Source organism: Halobacillus sp. H74 (genome assembly GCF_052246715.1).
Classification (GTDB): Bacteria; Bacillota; Bacilli; order Bacillales; family Halobacillaceae; genus Halobacillus; species Halobacillus litoralis_A.
In genome coordinates this window covers 40,195-57,942 of the sequence record NZ_JBQQCI010000011.1, presented here as the reverse complement: position 1 = coordinate 57,942, position 17,748 = coordinate 40,195, and the positions used below count along the sequence as shown (strand labels likewise).

The following is a 17,748-nucleotide window of genomic DNA, read 5'->3' as shown; positions in this document are numbered from 1 at the left end:
GGTGTCAGTTTAATGTCAAATGATAAAAATAAGGCAGAAAAACAGGAAGAAAATGAAATCGAAGAGCTTGATGAGGAAACACTTTTTGTTGTTTCTCAAACGTTCAAAGCGTTATCAGATCCGACACGGATTCGACTTTTACACTTGCTTTGTGAAAGAGAAATGTCTGTCAATCAAATCGCAGATACGTTAGAACTTCGCCAATCAACAGTTTCGCACCAATTGCGTTTCTTGAAAAATTTGCGTTTGGTGAAGTATAGAAGAGCAGGTACGACACTATTTTACTCGCACGATGACAAACACGTAATCGATCTCTTACAACAGACAATCAACCACGCTCTTCACCATTAAAGGGGAGAAAGAGAATGAAGGAATACAAGCTTCAAGGACTATCATGTGCAAACTGCGCAGCAGAGATGGAAGAGGAAATTAAAAAGTTGGAAAACGGGGAAAAAGCAGAACTGAAATTCGGCTCAAGCAAACTGGTTGTAAATGATGGGGTAGATTTAGCGAAGGTACGCAAAATTTTAAAATCGGAAGGGGCATCCTTAAAGGAGGATGAAGAACATGATCACGAGCATAACCATGGACCGAACATGAAGTTGCTTGTGATCATCTCCGCCATCATCTTTGCGGCCACACTTCTGCTGCAAGGAATACTACCGCCACTCGTGGTGACTTTGATGTATATAACTGCCATTACAATTAGTGGGTATCACACCTTTATTAAAGGTGCGAAAAATTTAGTGAAGCTTAAATTCAATATCGATACATTAATGACAATCGCCTTGATAGGTGCCGTAGCTATAGGGGAGTGGAAAGAAGCCACGGTTGTCGCCATTCTTTTCGGTTTGAATGAATATCTTGAAGGTTTAGGGATGGAAAAAGCCCGAAGTTCTATGGAGAAACTGTTGAAGGTGGCACCAAAACAAGCGACTCGACTAATGGACGATGGGTCCGAGCAGATTGTCGCCATTGAGGATTTAGAAGAAGGGGACCTCGTTCTAGTTAAAGCAGGGGAAAAAATACCATCGGATGGCCTTGTAGTAGCAGGAACCAGTTCTGTCAACGAAGCGGCTATCACTGGTGAGTCACTGCCTGTAGAAAAATTACCGGGTGAATCCCTGTTTGGCGGAAGCATTAACAACGAGGGACTGCTGAAAATTCAAATCACGAAAGCTTACCAGGATTCTTCATTAGCCAAGATTCTCCGTCTTGTTGAAGAAGCTCAAGAAATGAAGACACCGACAGAGCTGTTCATCAACAGGTTCGCCAAATATTATACACCACTGATTATGGTAATCGCAGGGCTCGTTATCCTGTTGCCGCCATTGTTCTTCTCAGCCGGCTGGGGTGCCTCGTTCTACCAGGGCTTAGCGGTTCTGATTGTAGGCTGTCCATGTGCCCTCATTCTCTCGTCTCCGATAGCCATTCTGTCTGGGATTACTAAAAATGCCCGCAATGGGATTTTAGTCAAAGGCGGCGTCTACCTTGAACAATTAGGCAGAATAGAAAGCATTGCTTTTGATAAAACCGGCACATTGACGAAAGGCGAACCGACAGTCCAGGAAGTGAAGGTATATGATAATGAACGATTCTACACGATTGCCCGGTCTGTTGAAAAAAATTCTTCACACCCGATTGCGACCGCTATTTTGGAAGAAGAAGAGGTCCAGAGGGCAGAAGTCCTTGAACCTTCCTCTGTCGATACTGTCCCTGGAAAAGGGGTGCGTGCTGTCATCAATGGAGAAACTTTCTTTGTCGGAAGTGAGCAGACGCTGACACACCTGAAGATTTCAGATGGTGAGAGACAGGATATCGACGGCTTGAAAAATGCCGGATACACTCTAGTCGTCGTCTCAGATGAGCGGACCATTTTAGGGATGTTCGGTATTGCGGATGAAGTACGTGAGGAAAGCCGTTCGTTGATATCTCGCCTTCATTCCTTAGGGATCAAGAATACAATCATGCTGACAGGTGACCATGAACAAACAGCAAGGAAAGTTGCGGACGAGATCGGGGTCACAGAAATCCACGCCCAGTTGTTACCTGATGAGAAAGTAAGCAAAGTTACGGATTTGAAAAAAACAACCAGGCTGGCCATGATCGGGGATGGAATCAATGATGCACCTGCTCTTGCGATGGCAGACTTGGGAATTGCAATGGGGAAAGGCACCGATAGTGCGATTGAAACGGCTGATATAGTCCTTATGCAAGACCACTTAGGAAAGTTGCCGAACGCATTCAAAATTGCGAAACAGGTCAATCGAGTGGTAAAGTGGAACATCTCCATCGCTTTAGGGTTAAAGGTGATTGCATTGCTGCTGACCATTCCAGGATGGTTGACACTTTGGGTAGCGATTTTATCCGATATGGGGGCCACCATTCTCGTTACACTTATTAGTCTGACCGTTCTACTCATAAAAGATGAATAACAGCAGGAACTTTCTTAAATGTAAAAAATAACCACCTCAGGTCATCCAGATTCTGGATGACCTGAGGTGGTTTTATTTGGAATAAAAGTAGTCTGATGACCCTGTTTTTGTGTAAGTGCGTGAAGAGTTGTTTCACATAGTAATAGGAGTGGGAAAGAAAGGGTGTACGATTTAATCTTTTTACGGTAAATAGTGGCTGAGTTTCCGTTAATCACAGAGAGAAGAGATACATACTTTTACGATGAAAAGACGACGATAAATCATATATACAGAGTGAGGAAAATAGCCATGAATATACAATTTGATCAATTACAAAATGTTAATATAGAGGAAGTATACGGCCCCCTTGAACAGGAAGTGTCATCACTTGCATTTCATTCGAAGAGAGTGGAGCCAAAGGCTGCTTTTTTCTGCCTCAAAGGGGAAAATTTTGATGGGCACGAATATGTGAACGAAGCGATTGAACGTGGTGCCACGGTCATATTTGGCAGTGATAGTTCTTTATTCAGCCATTTGCAGGCGAGATATGAGTGGATTACTTTTCTTGTTGTAGAAAATATCCGTTCCGCAATGGCTGTATTTTCTAAATTCTTCTTTGGGTCAGCAGATGAAGAGTTGAAAACGGTCGGTGTTACAGGAACGAATGGGAAAACGACTGTTGCTGCCTACGTACGATCTCTATTGACCTTATTGCGTTTGCCGACAGGATCGATTGGTACAACTGGCATCTGGTCTTCCCGCAAAAAAATCGAATATAAAAAAAGTACGCCCACTACACCTGAATCCTTGGATTTACACCAAATCTTTCGTGACATGAGAACTAGCGGAGATCAAGGGATGGTCATGGAAGTTTCATCAATTGCTCTTGACCAGTGTAGAGTGGAGGGCATCCAATTTGATGTGGCGGTCCACACCAATTTTTCCGAAGAACACTTGGAATATCACCGTACAGTCGAGCATTATCGAGAGTGTAAATTGCGTTTATTCCATCAAGCTGAGCATCGTGTTGTCAATATCGATGATGAAGGAATGGCAGCAGAGCTGTTGGAGATGGGGACCAAGGGATTGTTAACCTATAGTACTGAAGATCACCCAGATGCCGACCTGATTGCTTCCAACATTGATGTGTTGGAAAATGGATCAGTGTTCGACTTGGGGTACAAAGGTGAATCTGAGAAGGTGTTCGTCCCTGTATATGGCACGTACAATGTCGCGAATGTACTTTCCGCGATTGCTGCCGCCCTGCACCTGGGCTTTGAATGGGGACATATTCTTTCTGTCCTACCTGAACTCGAGGGTCCAGAAGGTCGTTTCCAGGTGATCCAGGTGCCTGACGATCAGAAGGTCATCTTAGATTATGCTCATACACCAGTAGCTTTAAATCGTTTATTGGAGGAAGTGAAGAAACTGGAACACCGCCGTTTAATTGTTATGATTGCAGGAATCGGTATTCGTGATTTCAATAAAATGCCGAAGATGGCAGCCGCAATTGAAGGAAAAGCGGATGAGATCATCGTCACTGTCGATCATCCTGGCTACCATGATCCTCAAATCATAGTCAATCAAGTGCTGACTGGATTCAAACAACCGGATGCGCCTAATATTCACCCAACTCTGAGCCGGGCTGACGGAGTGCACCGTTCAATGACCCTTGGTAGGGAAGGGGATATCATCCTTCTGACGAGTGGTTGTATCAACAATGCGCAAATTATCAGGGGTGAAGAAATCCCCCATTCGGATGAGAAAATAATTGAAAGCCATTTTCCTCCTGTGGCGCAATAAGCTGAACCCGGATTTCAATGTTCGCCACGGCTTTATAAAATAACCCCTATGGAATCTAATATTAGCGTCAGCGCTCCTCCGCCCGGGGACTGACTTTCATTATTGTGGAGGAAAAGCGCCTCATGATACGGAGGTGCTTAAGCTTGTCGAGTCTGACCAAAGCGCTTGCGCTTTTGAATCTAAAGGTTGGATTTCATGCGTGGTTTTGTAGATTCCTGACATTTAATCAAACGTTTGTTCAACAAGTTTGCGGTAGTCAAAGTAGAACAGGGGTGCCCCGCTTTTAGAATGTCCTGTTTCTATAGCTTTTGCTATTGATTCGTTGTACCATTTTTGTGAATCATAGCCTGCATTAAAAAAATTCCACACCACCTCACCGTGGATGTCCATCTCCTTCTTCAGTGAACGCAAGTTGTCTAGCTTGTCCGCGATGATTAAAGCCTTAATTTCTTCGGAGCCACTTGCCACTGTATCAATGGTATGTTGCTTCCTTTCCTGCCATGACTTGCTTTTATCTTCTGTGTGGGAAGCAACCAACTCTTTGACCGTAACCCCGAATTCATTTTCTATGTCATCAAGGCTAAATTCAGTATCTTCTGCGACGTCATGCAAATAGCCAGCGCAAATCACGGCATCCCGATAACCAGCTTCTTTCAGTATTTCAGCTACGCGGATCGGGTGGACGATATAATCCTCATTAGAACTTTTTCGTTTTTGTCCTCTGTGAGCATCCTCTGCAAATGCCTTTGCTTTTTCCAACATAGACAGCGCCTCTTTCTTTTTTCTTAATCATACCAAAAGCCTGGGTCAGTCCCCATGATTTTATCTCACCTTTTGTTTCGAGACTTTTGTAAGTGGTGATGGGTTACTGGGAAAGCGATCCAGATTCCTACAAAGCTCTTGAAATCATGTCTTCCATATAACTGTCATTTTCAAAAAGGAAAGGGGCAGAATGATTGCAAAAAGTAAGCAAGGTTGATTAAATAAGGGTGGATGTTATATAATTAATAGGTTTAATCAACAGGCTGAAGGAGATGCTTTGTAATATGGAAACGATTGAAGTTAATGGACAACCACCTCACAATAAAGAACCCCTCGTTTTGATAATCGGGAAGATGGATGGTGTACACTTAGGACATCAATCACTGCTTCGAGAAGCAGAAAGACTTGCTTCTGCAGAGGATAAAATAGCAGTATACGGTTTTTCTGATCATCCAAAGTGGGTGTTAAAAGGTGACGAAGAATTCAAATATATGCTTTCTAAAGAAGAAGATAAACAAAGACGCCTCGAAGGTTTCGGTGTAGATCGCTATTATCACGTCCATTTCACAAAAGAATATGCAAAGACATCTCCTGAGGAATTTGTGCTTGAGCACTTAAGCCGGTTGAATGTTCGCCATATCGTAGTAGGTGAGGACTTCCGTTTCGGCAAAGGGAGAGGGTCTGATGCAGAAGGGTTGGCCGAATTATGCACTCAAATTGGCGCAGAGGTTTCCATTGTGCCAGGGGTGATGCTGAATGGGGCCAAGGTGAGCAGCACAGACATACGTACCCATGTGAAGGAGGGACGAATGGAAGCGGCGCAAGCGATGCTTGGTCGTCCTTTCGAATTGACGGGGATAGTTGAAAAAGGCGAGCAGTTAGGAAGAGAACTTGGTTTTCCAACATTGAACATGGGGGACATTGATGATTACGTTAATGTGAAACCAGCCGTTTATCTTGGCCTTGTCAAAATTGTTCAAGACGCGCCAGAGTATTATTACACATTGATCAGTGCGGGCTATCGCCCGACAGTAAATGGAGATTCTTATAAAGTAGAAGCGTACCTTTTAGATTTTTCGGGCGATCTTTATAACCGGAAAGTCAGTGTCCAATTTCTGCGTCACTTAAGAGATGAAGTGAATTTCGATGGAATGGACGCGCTTGTGGAACAGATGAACCAGGACGAGCGGGAGGCCCGGTCGATTTTGGGATTATGATAAATAAGACAAATGACATCATAGAAAGGAGTACTCACCATGGGGATTGTAGTCGTAGAAGTTTGTGACGGAAACTTGATCAATGAATTGGATATCGAAAGCATTATTGAGTCCGAATACCCTGAAGTGGCGGTACTCATGAACGAATGTTTATCTTTTTGCGGGATGTGCGCGGTCCGTCCTTATGCCATTGTGAATGGCCATCGCGTATTCGCTAAAACACCGGAAGCAGCTCTAGAAAAAATTCGTGCAAAAATTGAAGAAGAACTAGCGATATACGCTGATTAAGGTAGGAGAAGAAAATGGGCTTTTTTAATTCACTAGTGAATAGCTTGCGTTTACCGAAAAAAGAGGCGATGTTCCATTTGAACAGGAAAGGGATTACGAATACGATCCTGTATCTGTTCCTTTTGCTATTGATATTGTTTATGCCGGATATGATTGCCACTGTCATTCATATGGAATCGAACTTGACGGAAGTTTCCCGTGGTCGTTATATCGTCCAGTTTCTTGTTTTCTATCCATTGCTTATTGTTTTCCTGATTCTTGTAGGCGTTTCGGTCCTGGCTGGTGGTGGTCTGCTGATGCGAAAAGCATTAGGAAGAAAGTTGGCGTATCAACAATTATGGAAGCTAACGGCATATACTACTACTTTACCTTTGATTTTAAGTGTAATTTTAAAATATCTAACGGTGCCTGACGGGATCAGTGCGCTGATTTTCATTTCGATATTCGTTTTTTTCATGTACAGGATGATCGTAGTTTACCCGAGAGTGCCGACGAAACCTTGATTTCGCTGGTGCTTTTTTGTTGTTAAAAAAGCCGGGTTAGAGCTTAAGCTGCATAAGTTAACATAGCCTTTTGTTAATAAAAATGACATAAGATTTGCTTTTCTCTTGGTAATTATTTAGAATATTCATTATTTAATGAAAGAGGAGGAGTTTCTATGACGCAAGCGCTCGTACTACAGTCAGACTTCGGCATCAGTGATGGGGCGGTAAGTGCTATGCATGGAGTCGCCCACTCCGTGGAACCTGGTTTATCTATTTTCGATTTGACCCATGATATTCCTCCTTTCAATATTTGGGAAGGTTCTTATCGGCTGTGGCAGACGATGACCTACTGGAAAGAGGGGACTGTCTTTGTGTCTGTCATCGATCCAGGAGTAGGATCTACACGAAGAAGTATTGGTGTCAAAACTGGATCCGGTCACTTCGTCATAACCCCTGACAATGGGACTCTTACGCACATCCAGCGTACAGAGGGTATCTTGGAAGTCCGGGAAATTGATGAAAAAGTGAATCGACTGCCGAAATCAGGTGAGTCTTATACGTTTCATGGCCGCGATATCTATGCATATACAGGAGCGAGGCTTGCTGCGGGAGTTATTAGCTTCGAAACAGTCGGTCCATTGATTGAGCCTGAGACGCTGGTACAATTGCAGGTAAAAGAACCGGCGATTGGTTATGAAGCTGTTGAAGGTATTATCGATATTTTAGATATCCGGTTCGGGAATCTATGGACGAATATCCCACGGGACTTTTTTAAAAAGTTAGAGATAGGCTATGGTGACACATTAAAAGTTACGATTTCACACAATGGTCGGGAAGTGTACCACAATTCCATGACGTTCGGCCGATCATTTGCCGATACACATAAAGGGGAACCTCTCGTTTATGTGAACTCATTAGATAATTTAGGTGTGGCAATCAATCAAGGTTCATTTGCAAAAGCTTACGACATACGGACGGGGTCTAATTGGGAAATCCATTTTAATAAATAACTTCCTGCTGAATGGCGGGAAGTTTTTTTCGTAACCATTCATTGCTTCTTGCGACTAATAAAATAGAGGTGAGAAAATCATGCGGTGGTTATTATTACTTTTTCTAGCTGTCCTTGCAGGATGTGCTTCAAATTCACCCGAAAAGGTCGTGGAAACAGATGCTATCCCGGATAGACATGAGGGGGTAACGAATGTAGAGAAATTGGATGTTTTCATGGATGATGTGGAAAAAGGTGTATCGTCAGAAGTTCGGGTGGTGCAACGAACGACAGAGGGGGCCCCTCTTTATACAACTTTGAACTATGATGGAAACAATATTTTGTATGAACGTGATACCAGAAGGGATCGTTACGCTGCAGGAGAAATTATCAATAGAACGTGTGAGAGTATAAGAAAAGAAAAGGATACTTATCTGATGAATTGTGGTTTTGACCGGGCAGTCGAAGTTTACCGGGAAACGGCGGAGAAATACTGATGAGCAGAATAGAAGCCAGTAGAGAAATGATTGTGCTACACTAATTCTGTAAACCTTTACAAGAAAAGGAGAATTGATAATGAATACAGTTACGCTGCATAGAACGATTGAGATGCCTCAATTAGGGTTTGGTGTATGGCAAGTCGAAGAAAAGGACGCTGTTCCTGCTGTGACAAAAGCCATCGAAACGGGATACCGAGCCATTGATACAGCTGCGATTTATGGCAATGAAAAACAAGTCGGTGAAGCGATTCGCAAAAGCGGTGTGGCCCGTGATGAACTATTCATTACAACAAAAGTCTGGAATTCTGATCAGGGATATGAAAATACGATCAAAGCTCTCGATACAAGTCTTGATAAATTAGGGTTAGACTATGTGGATCTTTATTTGATTCACTGGCCGACACCTGAATTTGATGAATATATAGAAACTTATAAAGCACTTGAACAACTACAAAAAGACGGGAAAGTGAAGGCGATTGGTGTTTGTAACTTTGATATCGATCACCTGCAGCGCCTCATAGACGAATGTGAGGTCAAACCAGCCGTCAACCAAGTTGAATGTCATCCATACTTGGCGCAAAATGAATTGAAGGACTTTTGCCGTGATAATGGAATCCTGTTAGAAGCATGGAGTCCATTAATGCAAGGTGGAGAAGTGTTGAAAAATGATACGATTCAATCCATCGCAGAAAAGCATGGCAAAACGTCAGCTCAAGTCATCATTCGCTGGCACTTGCAAAACGATACGGTGGTCATTCCGAAATCAGTGACACCTTCCCGCATCGAAGAAAACTTCGATGTATTCGATTTCGATTTGACTGCAGATGATATGGCTGCTATTAACAAGCTGGATCGTGGGGAACGTAAAGGTCCAAAACCATCTGAAATGAATAAGCGGTAAAGGAAAAATCATCTAATAAGAAGGACTGTCTGGGAACTCGGCAGTCCTTTTATTTATCATCCAGGAACTTATAAAAACCATCCAGGCACTTGAAACAGAGCCTGGATGGTTTTTATTGTAAGATACGCTTAGCTTCAGTGAACCGCTGGATACCTGTGAAAAGTTCAACCGCAAAGAAAAGCAATGTGGACCATACTAAAATATCAGGGAAAAGCAACATTATAGTGAAGAGGATGAACCCTTCTGTACGTTCAGCAAGACCCGCTTGATAATAAAAGGATTTGATACCTGCGTGTTCGGATACAGCTCCTACAACTAAAAAAATTGTCATAGAAATGATGATCGAGACACTTAGTAAAAGAAGCGGCCAAATAACTTCAGGGTGAATATAAGCGATGGCAACGATCATACCGATTTCAACGATACGGTCGAAGGTGATATCCATTACGGTACCGAATGGTGATGTTTTTGTATGGCGTGCCATCGTCCCATCTACGGCATCCAGGTAACCTGACAGCCATAAAAAAAGGACTCCTATCAGTGGATAACCAAGCACATAGAAAACGCTCGTAGTGATGCCAGCTGCAAGTGCGAGAATAGTAATTTGATCAGGGGTGCGCTTCTTTTTCAAAAAAAATGATGCTGTTTTTTCAATAGAAGGTTGGACATATTTTCTAGCGTGAGTATCGAGCAATAATAACACCTGCTTTAATAAATGATAATAATGTCTAGTAATACTTTACCCTAAATAGATTCCATTTAGACGATAGCATAGGTGGATGTAGATATAGAAATGTAAAGATTAAACTATGAAAAGATATATGATATAGAAAATAACCCTTTATTAACATAGTTTTTCAAACTGTGAGCAGCAGGGGGACTCTTCACGGCAGTTGGTCCAAACCATAAATAAAGCGGATCGCCTATGATAGTGGCTTTCATGAGGGGATCAACCGTATTGGAAAGGTTGGAAAGAATTAATAGTGAAAAAATTCCGCCTCCTATGTTACTTTGTAATTGATTAATAATCAGGGAGGTAGGTTAATAGTGTTTAAAAAGATGTGGATGGCAGGAATTGCAGTCTTTTGCGCCCTTGCCTTTTCATTTCCAATGCAAAGTTCTGCTCATGCAAATACGCACACCGTCCAAAAGGGCGAGTCTATATATGAAATCGCTATGAAATATGGGGTGTCAGCAAAACAAGTCGAGGCAATGAACAATAAATCCAATGCTGATATTTACCCTGGGGAACAGTTGAAGCTCCCGGTGGTTGCGGGTGAGTCAGAAAAAGATTTACTTTCCCGACTTGTGGAAGCGGAAGCTAAAGGAGAAAGTTATGCAGGAAAAGTCGCTGTAGCTACCGTTGTGCTCAACCGGGTGGAAAGCGATCAATTTCCTGATTCCTTGTATGGTGTCATTCATGATGGTTATCAGTTTTCACCTGTTTTGAATGGAACGATCCATCAGCCAGCTGGCGAAGAATCCAAACGTGCTGTCGAGGAAGCTTTGGCCTATCAAGGATATGACCGGGGCTCTATCTTCTTCTATAATCCCGATAAAGCCCAAAGCAGTTATCTAAGCAGCCAGGAAGTGACTACTGTTATAGGGAATCACGTATTCTTAAGATAAAGATTGAGCAGGGAACTGATAGGAAAAAGTCGACATTGAGTTAAGTAAAGTCAATAAAAAAGAGGGCAGGCACTTGTGTATGAGTGTCTGCCCTCTTTTTTGTAATATATCCAAAGATCAATAGACTCATCATCAAACTAGGTCAACTCGCATCTTCTTCATCGAACAATTGCACTTTTTGTTTCTTAGTCTTCTTTTTGATGACGCGATTCACATAGTCATCAGTCAATGAAGCGATTTCTTTATGCAAGAACAGTAACGGAATGATGTTTGTGAGCAATACGAAGGCAAGAAGCAAATCTAAGAAATTCCATACGAACTTGAGCCCGCCGATCGATCCGACGAAAACGGCGGCGATATAGACAACCCTCATGACTTTTGCTACTTTCAAACCGTATAGGTATTCTGCTTGTTTTTCACCATAAAACACGAGGATTCCGATCGTCGTTATGACGAAGAACAGTAGAAAGACTGATATGAAACTGCTGCCAAAAGCGTCTCCGAATTCAGACCCAATTGCGACGTTGATCATATTGGAAGCATTCTCCCCGTCGACCTCTCTCCAAGCGTTTGTGACGAGAACAGTCAATCCTGAAATGGTACAGATGACAATGGTATCAACAAAAACACTGAAGATTCCCCATAGGGCTTGTCTGGAAGGGTGGTCGGTTTTGGCCGCGGCGTGCGCAATCGGGGCGGTACCCAGACCAGCTTCATTGGAATAAAGACCTCTGGCAACACCCCAACGCAGTGCTTGAGCTATTCCTGCCCCAGCAAATCCGCCAGCGGCTGAAATAGGCGTAAAAGCGTGGGTGAAAATCAATCCGAAAACATTTGGAAGTTGATCGATATTTGCAAAAATGACATAAAGACATACAGTGAGGTAAATGAGTACCATGCCAGGGACCATCTTATCGGTCACCTTGGCAATCCTTTTAATTCCTCCGAAGACGACCAATGCTATAGCTGCACACATGACAGCTCCTGTAACATAAACCGGCCATCCAAATGCACCTTCAGTTTGGGTGGCGATTGAGTTTGCCTGCACCATCGTGCTCGGAATCAACTCAATCATCAGGAAAAATGCGAATGCTGCGGATACCCATTTCCAACCAAGAGCTTTTTTTATGTAATACTGCGGTCCGCCGACCCAGATATTTTTATCATTTTTCTCCCTGTATTTCATGCCGAGCAAAATTTCACTATACTTCGTTGCCATGCCGATAAGGGCAATAATCCACATCCAAAAAAGCGCTCCAGGACCGCCCAGGGAAATGGCAACAGGAACACCGACGATGTTCGTCGCACCAGCTGTAGAAGCTAAGGCAGAAGTGAAAGCTTGAAAGGGGGTAATGGTGCCTTTTTGTTTCGTCTTTTTGAAAATCTGTCCGATGGTTTGGTGAAGGATGTGCCCAAAGAATCGGAATTGAAAAAACTTGATTCTAAATGTAAGGAAGATACCTCCAATAATCAAAATGATGGCGAGAGGGTAGGTCCATAAAAAGTCAGATACGTTAGATAGTTCTTCTTTGAAAGTGATCCATAAACCTTCCAATAGGTAAGCTCCTTTCCACTAACTTAGTTACCCATATATTCCCTTATTACTGATTGTTAAACTATGTATATTGAGCAGTTTTTGTGTAGAAGAAGGTTGGTTCGCGTATCATTCATAGTAAGAATGTCGAGAGGAGGAAGTTTGAAGATGATGATCCATGAAAAAGAATTTAGCAAGCATAGTATGAGCAAGTTGATTAAAGGGGCTGTCGTCCCTCGTCCCATTGCATGGGTCTCAACAATTAGTAAGAGCGGAACCCGGAATCTAGCGCCCTTCAGTTTTTTTACGGTCGCATCGATGGATCCAATTACCCTTTGTTTCTCAGTAGGAGGGGCTGAACGGGAAAAGGATACACTTGCGAACATCAGAGAAACAGGGCAGTTCGTAATCAATATCGTTTCAGAGTCTTTGGCGAATCAAATGCATGAAAGCAGCAAAGGGCACGCTCCTGAAATCGATGAATTTGAAATGGCAGGAACGGAAGTGGAGGATAGCGTTTATGTTGAGGCGCCGCGTGTGAAAGCCTCTCCGGTTCATATGGAGTGTGAGATTGATCGAATCTTGCCACTTGGATCGAATCACCTCGTTTTAGGGAGGGTGATAGGCTATCACCTTCAAGAAGATATCTATCAAGAAAACGATAAGGTTGACCCACATCTGTTGAAGCCGGTAGGAAGAATGGCGGGGGATTACAGCTACATCCGTGACTTTTACTCACTCCCTAATGAAGATTTAGCGAAATGATAAAAAGCCGTGTGGCCCACAATGAGCCCACGGCTTTTTCATTCCTTTGATTTCTGCTTATGACGCGAGTGTCTGGGCAATGGAAACTGGACGACTCCTTCCCCGGCGCCCCTAAATTCCTACAAACATCTCGAAATCAAGTCGTCTTACAGATAACTACATGTTTGTGGAATGACTTTATTATCGGACTATTTTTCATTCGATACGGGGTTGGGTAGGATCGCATTCAGGATATTCCCCGTTCGTTGTTTCTGCCAATTTGTATAAATAGTAACATTCCTCTCGGGCCATGTGGTCCGCCATAAGAGCAGAAAACGTACCAAGGACCGTTTCGCTCAATTCCATCTCTTCCAATTCTTCCAAAAAGGTCTTAAAAATTTTCATCTCTAATTCAACTTCATCATTGAAACGGTTGAGAGCAGGGAAGGAATGCCGATTCGTTCTGAGATACCCTTTCATTTCGACGGCCTTTATGTAGAACTGATCGAAATGTTTCACAAATAAGTGGCTTTTTTCTTTCAGCCTTTTTTCAACTGCATCCAGTTCATCATGAATAGCCCCTGCATGACCGGATGCATCCATCAACCAGAGCATGTGATGATGGAGTTCATGGAAGAGTGGGGGAAGATCACCTTTTCCTAAGAAGCCCAGCACGAGCAGATATTCTTCTAGTTCATTCACCATATGGTTCATGAAGGTTGGACTCAGGTGGATTTTTACCTTACCAAACAAAGACCTTTCAATTAAATCCAGCTTAAACCGGTGGAATTCTCGGGCTTTTTCTCCTACCGATTTGGAAAAGGTGATCATGTCCTGTATGTTTCCCTCTCTTACTTTCTGAAGGTTTCGGTCCCATAAGGTTACGTATTCTTTGGCTTTTTTTATCGTTTCTACCTCTGAAGGATAGAGAGAATCACGAATGAATCGCGCATGATCACCTAAAATTTGCAACCAGAAGAGGTGCTCGAATGTCGCTCCATCTTTGTAATGCTTCATCTTTTCATCCCCTCTCGAATTATGAATCATCCTCTCTATAGGTATTCATAACGGCCTTCATTCATGAACTCGCAAGATTATTCTTTTGGAAAAAAATAAAAAAGGTCTTCTCAAATGCAAAGTACTCCTATATAATACTGTATTAGTAGTAATAATACAGTTAATACAGATGACTACACCTTTGGAGGTGGATGAATGTTTGAGTTGGACATCAGGAGCCGAATGCCAATCTACGAACAATTGGTTGAAAAGCTGAAGCAACTGATCATCAATGATGTCCTGAAGGAAGACGAAAAACTGCCTTCCGTCAGAGAACTGGCCCAACAGTTGACCATTAACCCGAATACGATCCAAAAGGCGTACCGGGAATTAGAATCACTAGGATATATCTATTCATTGAAGGGAAAGGGAAGCTTCGTCCATCCTTCAAGTAAGGTGGATAATCAAGAGGAGTTGAAAAAAGTGAGAGAAGAGTTGAAGAAACTATTTGCAGAAGCCATTTACCTTGGGATGTCTTCAGAAGAGATCGCTGCTCTTCTCCATGAAGTCGAAGGAGGTAAGATGGATGATTGAGGTGAGTGGTGTTCACAAATCTTTTGATAAGACGGTGATTTTGAATGATGTTACCTTTACGGTCAAAAAGGGTTCGATCTATGGTTTGCTAGGATCGAACGGAGCGGGGAAAACCACATTGATGCGTATACTGGCAGGAATATTGCAAGAGAATGATGGTCAGGTGCGCGTCTTAGAAGAACCGATATTTGAAAATGAGTCAGTGAAGCAAAAAGTTGTTTTTCTGCCTGACACCCTATACTTTCTTCCGCAATATACAACCAGGCAGATGGCTAATTATTACCGTGAAATGTATGACAACTGGAATGAAGAACGTTATGAGAAATTAAAAGGCGTTTTCCAGTTGGATGAGAAGAAGAAGATTAATCAGTTCTCCAAAGGGATGCAGCGGCAGGTTGCCTTTTGGTTAGCGATGTCAGCGATGCCGGATGTTCTCATTCTGGATGAACCGTTTGACGGGCTGGATGCTGTCATGAGGCAGAAAGTAAGAAGTTTGATCATCCAGGATGTAGCTGATCATGAAATGACGGTCCTGATATCATCACATAACTTGAGAGAAGTGGAAGATATATGTGATCACGTTGGTATTCTGCATAAAGGAGAGGTTCTTTTGGAAAGGGATTTGGATGACTTGAAAGCTGACGTCCACAAAATTCAAGTCGCATTCAAAGAGGACTCTTTCGATGTGGAAAACAGTGAGTTGGATATCCTTCATCAGGAAAAACGCGGAAGTGTTCATTTATTGATTGTTAGAGGGAAGGAAGGGGATGTTTCAGAAGTGGTGGATAGCTATAGACCGCTTGTCTACGATCGCCTTCCACTGACTTTAGAAGAAATATTCATCTATGAGATGGGAGGTGCCGGCTATGCGTTCGAAAACATCCTCGTTTAATAAAGAAATCATCAAGCAGGATTTCAGGAATGTCGGCTGGGTCGGGATCGTTTACTTCCTTGGCATCTTTTTCTTAGCCCCTTTACAGCTATTCATGGATTTAAGCCGGATGGAACCACAGTTATCTAATTACAATAGAGGCTCGTTCGGTGGGATATTCGGTTTTGATATGCAAATTATATTCCTGTTTCTTTTGCCTGTGTTAATGGCGATCTTCATATTCCGCTATTTGCATGTAAGAGGAGCTTCTGATTTTGCCCACAGCTTTCCATTAAAAAGAGGGAATTTATTCAATCACCATATCATTGCTGGTTTGGTACTGCTTTTGGTGCCCATTCTATTGAATTATTTGATCTTACTAATTTCTGCAATAACTATGGACGTATCTGATTATTATTCAATCATAGATTTAAGCTATTGGTTGTGGTTGATGAGCTTTATCACCATTCTCATTTTCATGTCCAGTGTATTCATTGGTACGTTAACTGGATTGTCAGCCGTACAGGGCCTCCTGACATATATATTTTTGCTGTTCCCGGCAGGTATCTATGTACTGGTTGCTTTTCATATCAGTTCCTATATCGATGGCTTTTCTGGCGATGTTGTGCTGAATCGTTTCCTTGAGAAATATTCTCCGCTTATTAATGTAGTGGAATATCCACGCGGAGGGGAGCTTGGCCAATACATCGAGGCTCCTGTTGAGCCGACTACTTTGATTATTTATGGAATAGCAGCTGGAGTTTTATATGCCGCTTCTTTCGTTTTATATAATAAACGACCACTGGAAGCAGCATCTAAGGCGATTGCGGTTACTGCTTTACAACCTTTCTTCAAATATGGTGTAACCTTTTGTTTCGCTTTATTTTGGGGCATGTATTTCGGAAGTACCCAGCATTCTCATGATTGGATGATTGCAGGATATGTTATTGGAGGTGCCTTCGGTTACTTGATCGCTGTCATGTTATTGGAAAAAACATGGCGTGTATTCAATTGGAGACACTTGAAGGGTTGGATCGTCTATGGTCTGGGTGCAGGCATTTTAATTGCGATTCTACCATTATTCTGGCAAAACTATGAAGCTTACATTCCAGCGCAAAGTGAAATTAAACAAGTCTATGTAGGAAATGGTTATTATCAATATGAATCGGGAGAAGAGAGTGAAGGGGAAGACCTTTCATTCATTACTTCCTCCGAAGCTATTGATGCGGTCCGCAGCTTACATGGCGAGTTGATTGAAAACTCATCTTCGCTTGATTCTAACGGGGCTTCCTTTTTCATTGCCTATCAATTAGACAATGGCGAAGAAGTGCTGCGAAGGTATCAAGTGGATCGGGAAAAGGTTACGGACTCTCTTAAAAAGGTTTATGAAATGGATGAATACAAAAACATTCGCTACCAAACAATGAATCTGGATCCGGCAAAGATCCAAAAGGTGATGATGCACCCGAGAATAAATCATGGCCAGGAGCAAACGGTGCTGGATTCAGAAAAAATCGGTTCTTTTATGGAAGTATTGAAAGCAGATTTGTATAACCTTTCCTATGACCAAATGGTGGCACCGAGAGGACTGGATACAAATGTTGCATTCATGGTAGAAGGTCACGAAGCGAATGAAGGATATCCAAGCATTTCGATCTATCCAAGCTATACACGTACAATGGATTGGTTGAAAAGTGAAGGGCTTTATGAAGATCTCATGGTGCAGGCGGGTGATGTAGAAGTAGCAGAAGTATATCGTTGGCAAATGGATATACAGTACCGCCACAATGGTGCTCATTTTGCTTATAACCAATTGAAAAGTGAAGGAGTAGAGCCTCTTACTGTAACAGATAGTCCTAAGGTGGAAGAACTCTTGAAGGGGAGAGATGGCCAACAGGAAGGCGAATATATTATCGCCCTTTTCTTCGATGAAAATAATCCTGACAATTACCAAATCTTGAGTTTCGATGCAGGAGAAGCCCCTGATTTTATCAAGGAACATTTCGAATAAAGGGAAAGAGG

18 protein-coding genes are annotated in these 17,748 nt (G+C 42.5%); 14 read left to right on the top strand and 4 right to left on the bottom strand.

Annotated elements, in window-relative coordinates:
- Window positions 1–12: 12 nt before the first annotated feature.
- The 3 genes from ACTWPX_RS19185 to ACTWPX_RS19175 all read left to right on the top strand — a co-directional run bounded on the left by ACTWPX_RS19185 (window position 13) and on the right by ACTWPX_RS19175 (window position 4,217).
- On the top strand, window positions 13–351 hold the full coding sequence (locus tag ACTWPX_RS19185; protein ID WP_443121108.1) for an ArsR/SmtB family transcription factor: 339 nt from the start codon (window positions 13–15) through the stop codon (window positions 349–351).
- Between the two features lie 14 nt (window positions 352–365).
- Window positions 366–2,435 carry a heavy metal translocating P-type ATPase gene (locus tag ACTWPX_RS19180; protein WP_443121107.1) on the top strand — a complete coding sequence of 690 codons (2,070 nt, stop codon included), beginning with the start codon at window positions 366–368 and terminating at the stop codon, window positions 2,433–2,435.
- A gap of 288 nt (window positions 2,436–2,723) precedes the next feature.
- Complete coding sequence (locus tag ACTWPX_RS19175) at window positions 2,724–4,217, top strand: UDP-N-acetylmuramoyl-L-alanyl-D-glutamate--2,6-diaminopimelate ligase (RefSeq protein ID WP_443121106.1); 1,494 nt, start codon at window positions 2,724–2,726, stop codon at window positions 4,215–4,217.
- Between the two features lie 222 nt (window positions 4,218–4,439).
- On the opposite strand, the gene ACTWPX_RS19170 is transcribed toward ACTWPX_RS19175, so the two are convergent.
- Entirely contained in the window at window positions 4,440–4,979 is a 540-nt protein-coding gene (locus ACTWPX_RS19170; RefSeq protein ID WP_443121105.1) for an HD domain-containing protein, read from the bottom strand.
- Between the two features lie 284 nt (window positions 4,980–5,263).
- Here ACTWPX_RS19170 and ACTWPX_RS19165 point away from each other — a divergent pair, with 284 nt between their 5' ends.
- The 6 genes from ACTWPX_RS19165 to ACTWPX_RS19140 all read left to right on the top strand — a co-directional run bounded on the left by ACTWPX_RS19165 (window position 5,264) and on the right by ACTWPX_RS19140 (window position 9,358).
- A complete protein-coding gene (locus ACTWPX_RS19165; protein WP_443121104.1) occupies window positions 5,264–6,196 on the top strand; it encodes a bifunctional riboflavin kinase/FAD synthetase in 933 nt (310 codons plus the stop codon).
- Window positions 6,197–6,235: 39 nt separating this feature from the next.
- Window positions 6,236–6,484, top strand: coding sequence for a DUF1450 domain-containing protein (locus ACTWPX_RS19160; RefSeq protein WP_443121103.1), 249 nt, complete (start codon window positions 6,236–6,238; stop codon window positions 6,482–6,484).
- Window positions 6,485–6,498: 14 nt separating this feature from the next.
- On the top strand, window positions 6,499–6,987 hold the full coding sequence (locus ACTWPX_RS19155; protein ID WP_443121102.1) for a DUF1189 family protein: 489 nt from the start codon (window positions 6,499–6,501) through the stop codon (window positions 6,985–6,987).
- Between the two features lie 155 nt (window positions 6,988–7,142).
- On the top strand, window positions 7,143–7,979 hold the full coding sequence (locus ACTWPX_RS19150; protein ID WP_443121101.1) for an SAM hydrolase/SAM-dependent halogenase family protein: 837 nt from the start codon (window positions 7,143–7,145) through the stop codon (window positions 7,977–7,979).
- Window positions 7,980–8,058: 79 nt separating this feature from the next.
- A complete protein-coding gene (locus tag ACTWPX_RS19145; RefSeq protein WP_443121100.1) occupies window positions 8,059–8,454 on the top strand; it encodes a DUF4362 domain-containing protein in 396 nt (131 codons plus the stop codon).
- 79 nt (window positions 8,455–8,533) lie between these two features.
- The gene (locus ACTWPX_RS19140) at window positions 8,534–9,358 is read left to right on the top strand and encodes an aldo/keto reductase (protein ID WP_128524876.1); all 825 of its coding nucleotides are present in this window, start codon (window positions 8,534–8,536) and stop codon (window positions 9,356–9,358) included.
- Between the two features lie 112 nt (window positions 9,359–9,470).
- On the opposite strand, the gene ACTWPX_RS19135 is transcribed toward ACTWPX_RS19140, so the two are convergent.
- Window positions 9,471–10,052 carry a CDP-alcohol phosphatidyltransferase family protein gene (locus ACTWPX_RS19135; protein WP_443121099.1) on the bottom strand — a complete coding sequence of 194 codons (582 nt, stop codon included), beginning with the start codon at window positions 10,050–10,052 and terminating at the stop codon, window positions 9,471–9,473.
- A 353-nt stretch (window positions 10,053–10,405) separates the two neighbouring features.
- Here ACTWPX_RS19135 and ACTWPX_RS19130 point away from each other — a divergent pair, with 353 nt between their 5' ends.
- Window positions 10,406–10,987, top strand: coding sequence for a cell wall hydrolase (locus ACTWPX_RS19130; protein ID WP_443121098.1), 582 nt, complete (start codon window positions 10,406–10,408; stop codon window positions 10,985–10,987).
- A gap of 142 nt (window positions 10,988–11,129) precedes the next feature.
- On the opposite strand, the gene ACTWPX_RS19125 is transcribed toward ACTWPX_RS19130, so the two are convergent.
- Window positions 11,130–12,542 (bottom strand): alanine/glycine:cation symporter family protein, encoded by a 1,413-nt coding sequence (locus tag ACTWPX_RS19125; RefSeq protein WP_443121097.1) that lies wholly within the window; start codon window positions 12,540–12,542, stop codon window positions 11,130–11,132.
- Between the two features lie 147 nt (window positions 12,543–12,689).
- Here ACTWPX_RS19125 and ACTWPX_RS19120 point away from each other — a divergent pair, with 147 nt between their 5' ends.
- On the top strand, window positions 12,690–13,286 hold the full coding sequence (locus ACTWPX_RS19120; protein WP_443121096.1) for a flavin reductase family protein: 597 nt from the start codon (window positions 12,690–12,692) through the stop codon (window positions 13,284–13,286).
- A gap of 195 nt (window positions 13,287–13,481) precedes the next feature.
- Here ACTWPX_RS19120 and ACTWPX_RS19115 read toward each other — a convergent pair whose 3' ends face one another.
- The gene (locus ACTWPX_RS19115) at window positions 13,482–14,282 is read right to left on the bottom strand and encodes a DUF2935 domain-containing protein (RefSeq protein ID WP_281976153.1); all 801 of its coding nucleotides are present in this window, start codon (window positions 14,280–14,282) and stop codon (window positions 13,482–13,484) included.
- Between the two features lie 195 nt (window positions 14,283–14,477).
- Between ACTWPX_RS19115 and ACTWPX_RS19110 the strand changes: the two genes are divergently transcribed.
- From ACTWPX_RS19110 to ACTWPX_RS19100, 3 genes are read left to right on the top strand one after another with little or no spacing between them, the layout of a single operon-like run.
- A complete protein-coding gene (locus ACTWPX_RS19110; RefSeq protein WP_443121095.1) occupies window positions 14,478–14,855 on the top strand; it encodes a GntR family transcriptional regulator in 378 nt (125 codons plus the stop codon).
- Window positions 14,848–15,747 (top strand): ABC transporter ATP-binding protein, encoded by a 900-nt coding sequence (locus ACTWPX_RS19105; RefSeq protein ID WP_443121094.1) that lies wholly within the window; start codon window positions 14,848–14,850, stop codon window positions 15,745–15,747. The genes ACTWPX_RS19110 and ACTWPX_RS19105 overlap by 8 nt, the downstream gene beginning before the upstream one ends.
- On the top strand, window positions 15,722–17,737 hold the full coding sequence (locus ACTWPX_RS19100) for a DUF6449 domain-containing protein (protein WP_443121093.1): 2,016 nt from the start codon (window positions 15,722–15,724) through the stop codon (window positions 17,735–17,737). Before ACTWPX_RS19105 ends, ACTWPX_RS19100 begins: the two co-directional genes overlap by 26 nt.
- Window positions 17,738–17,748: the final 11 nt, after the last annotated feature.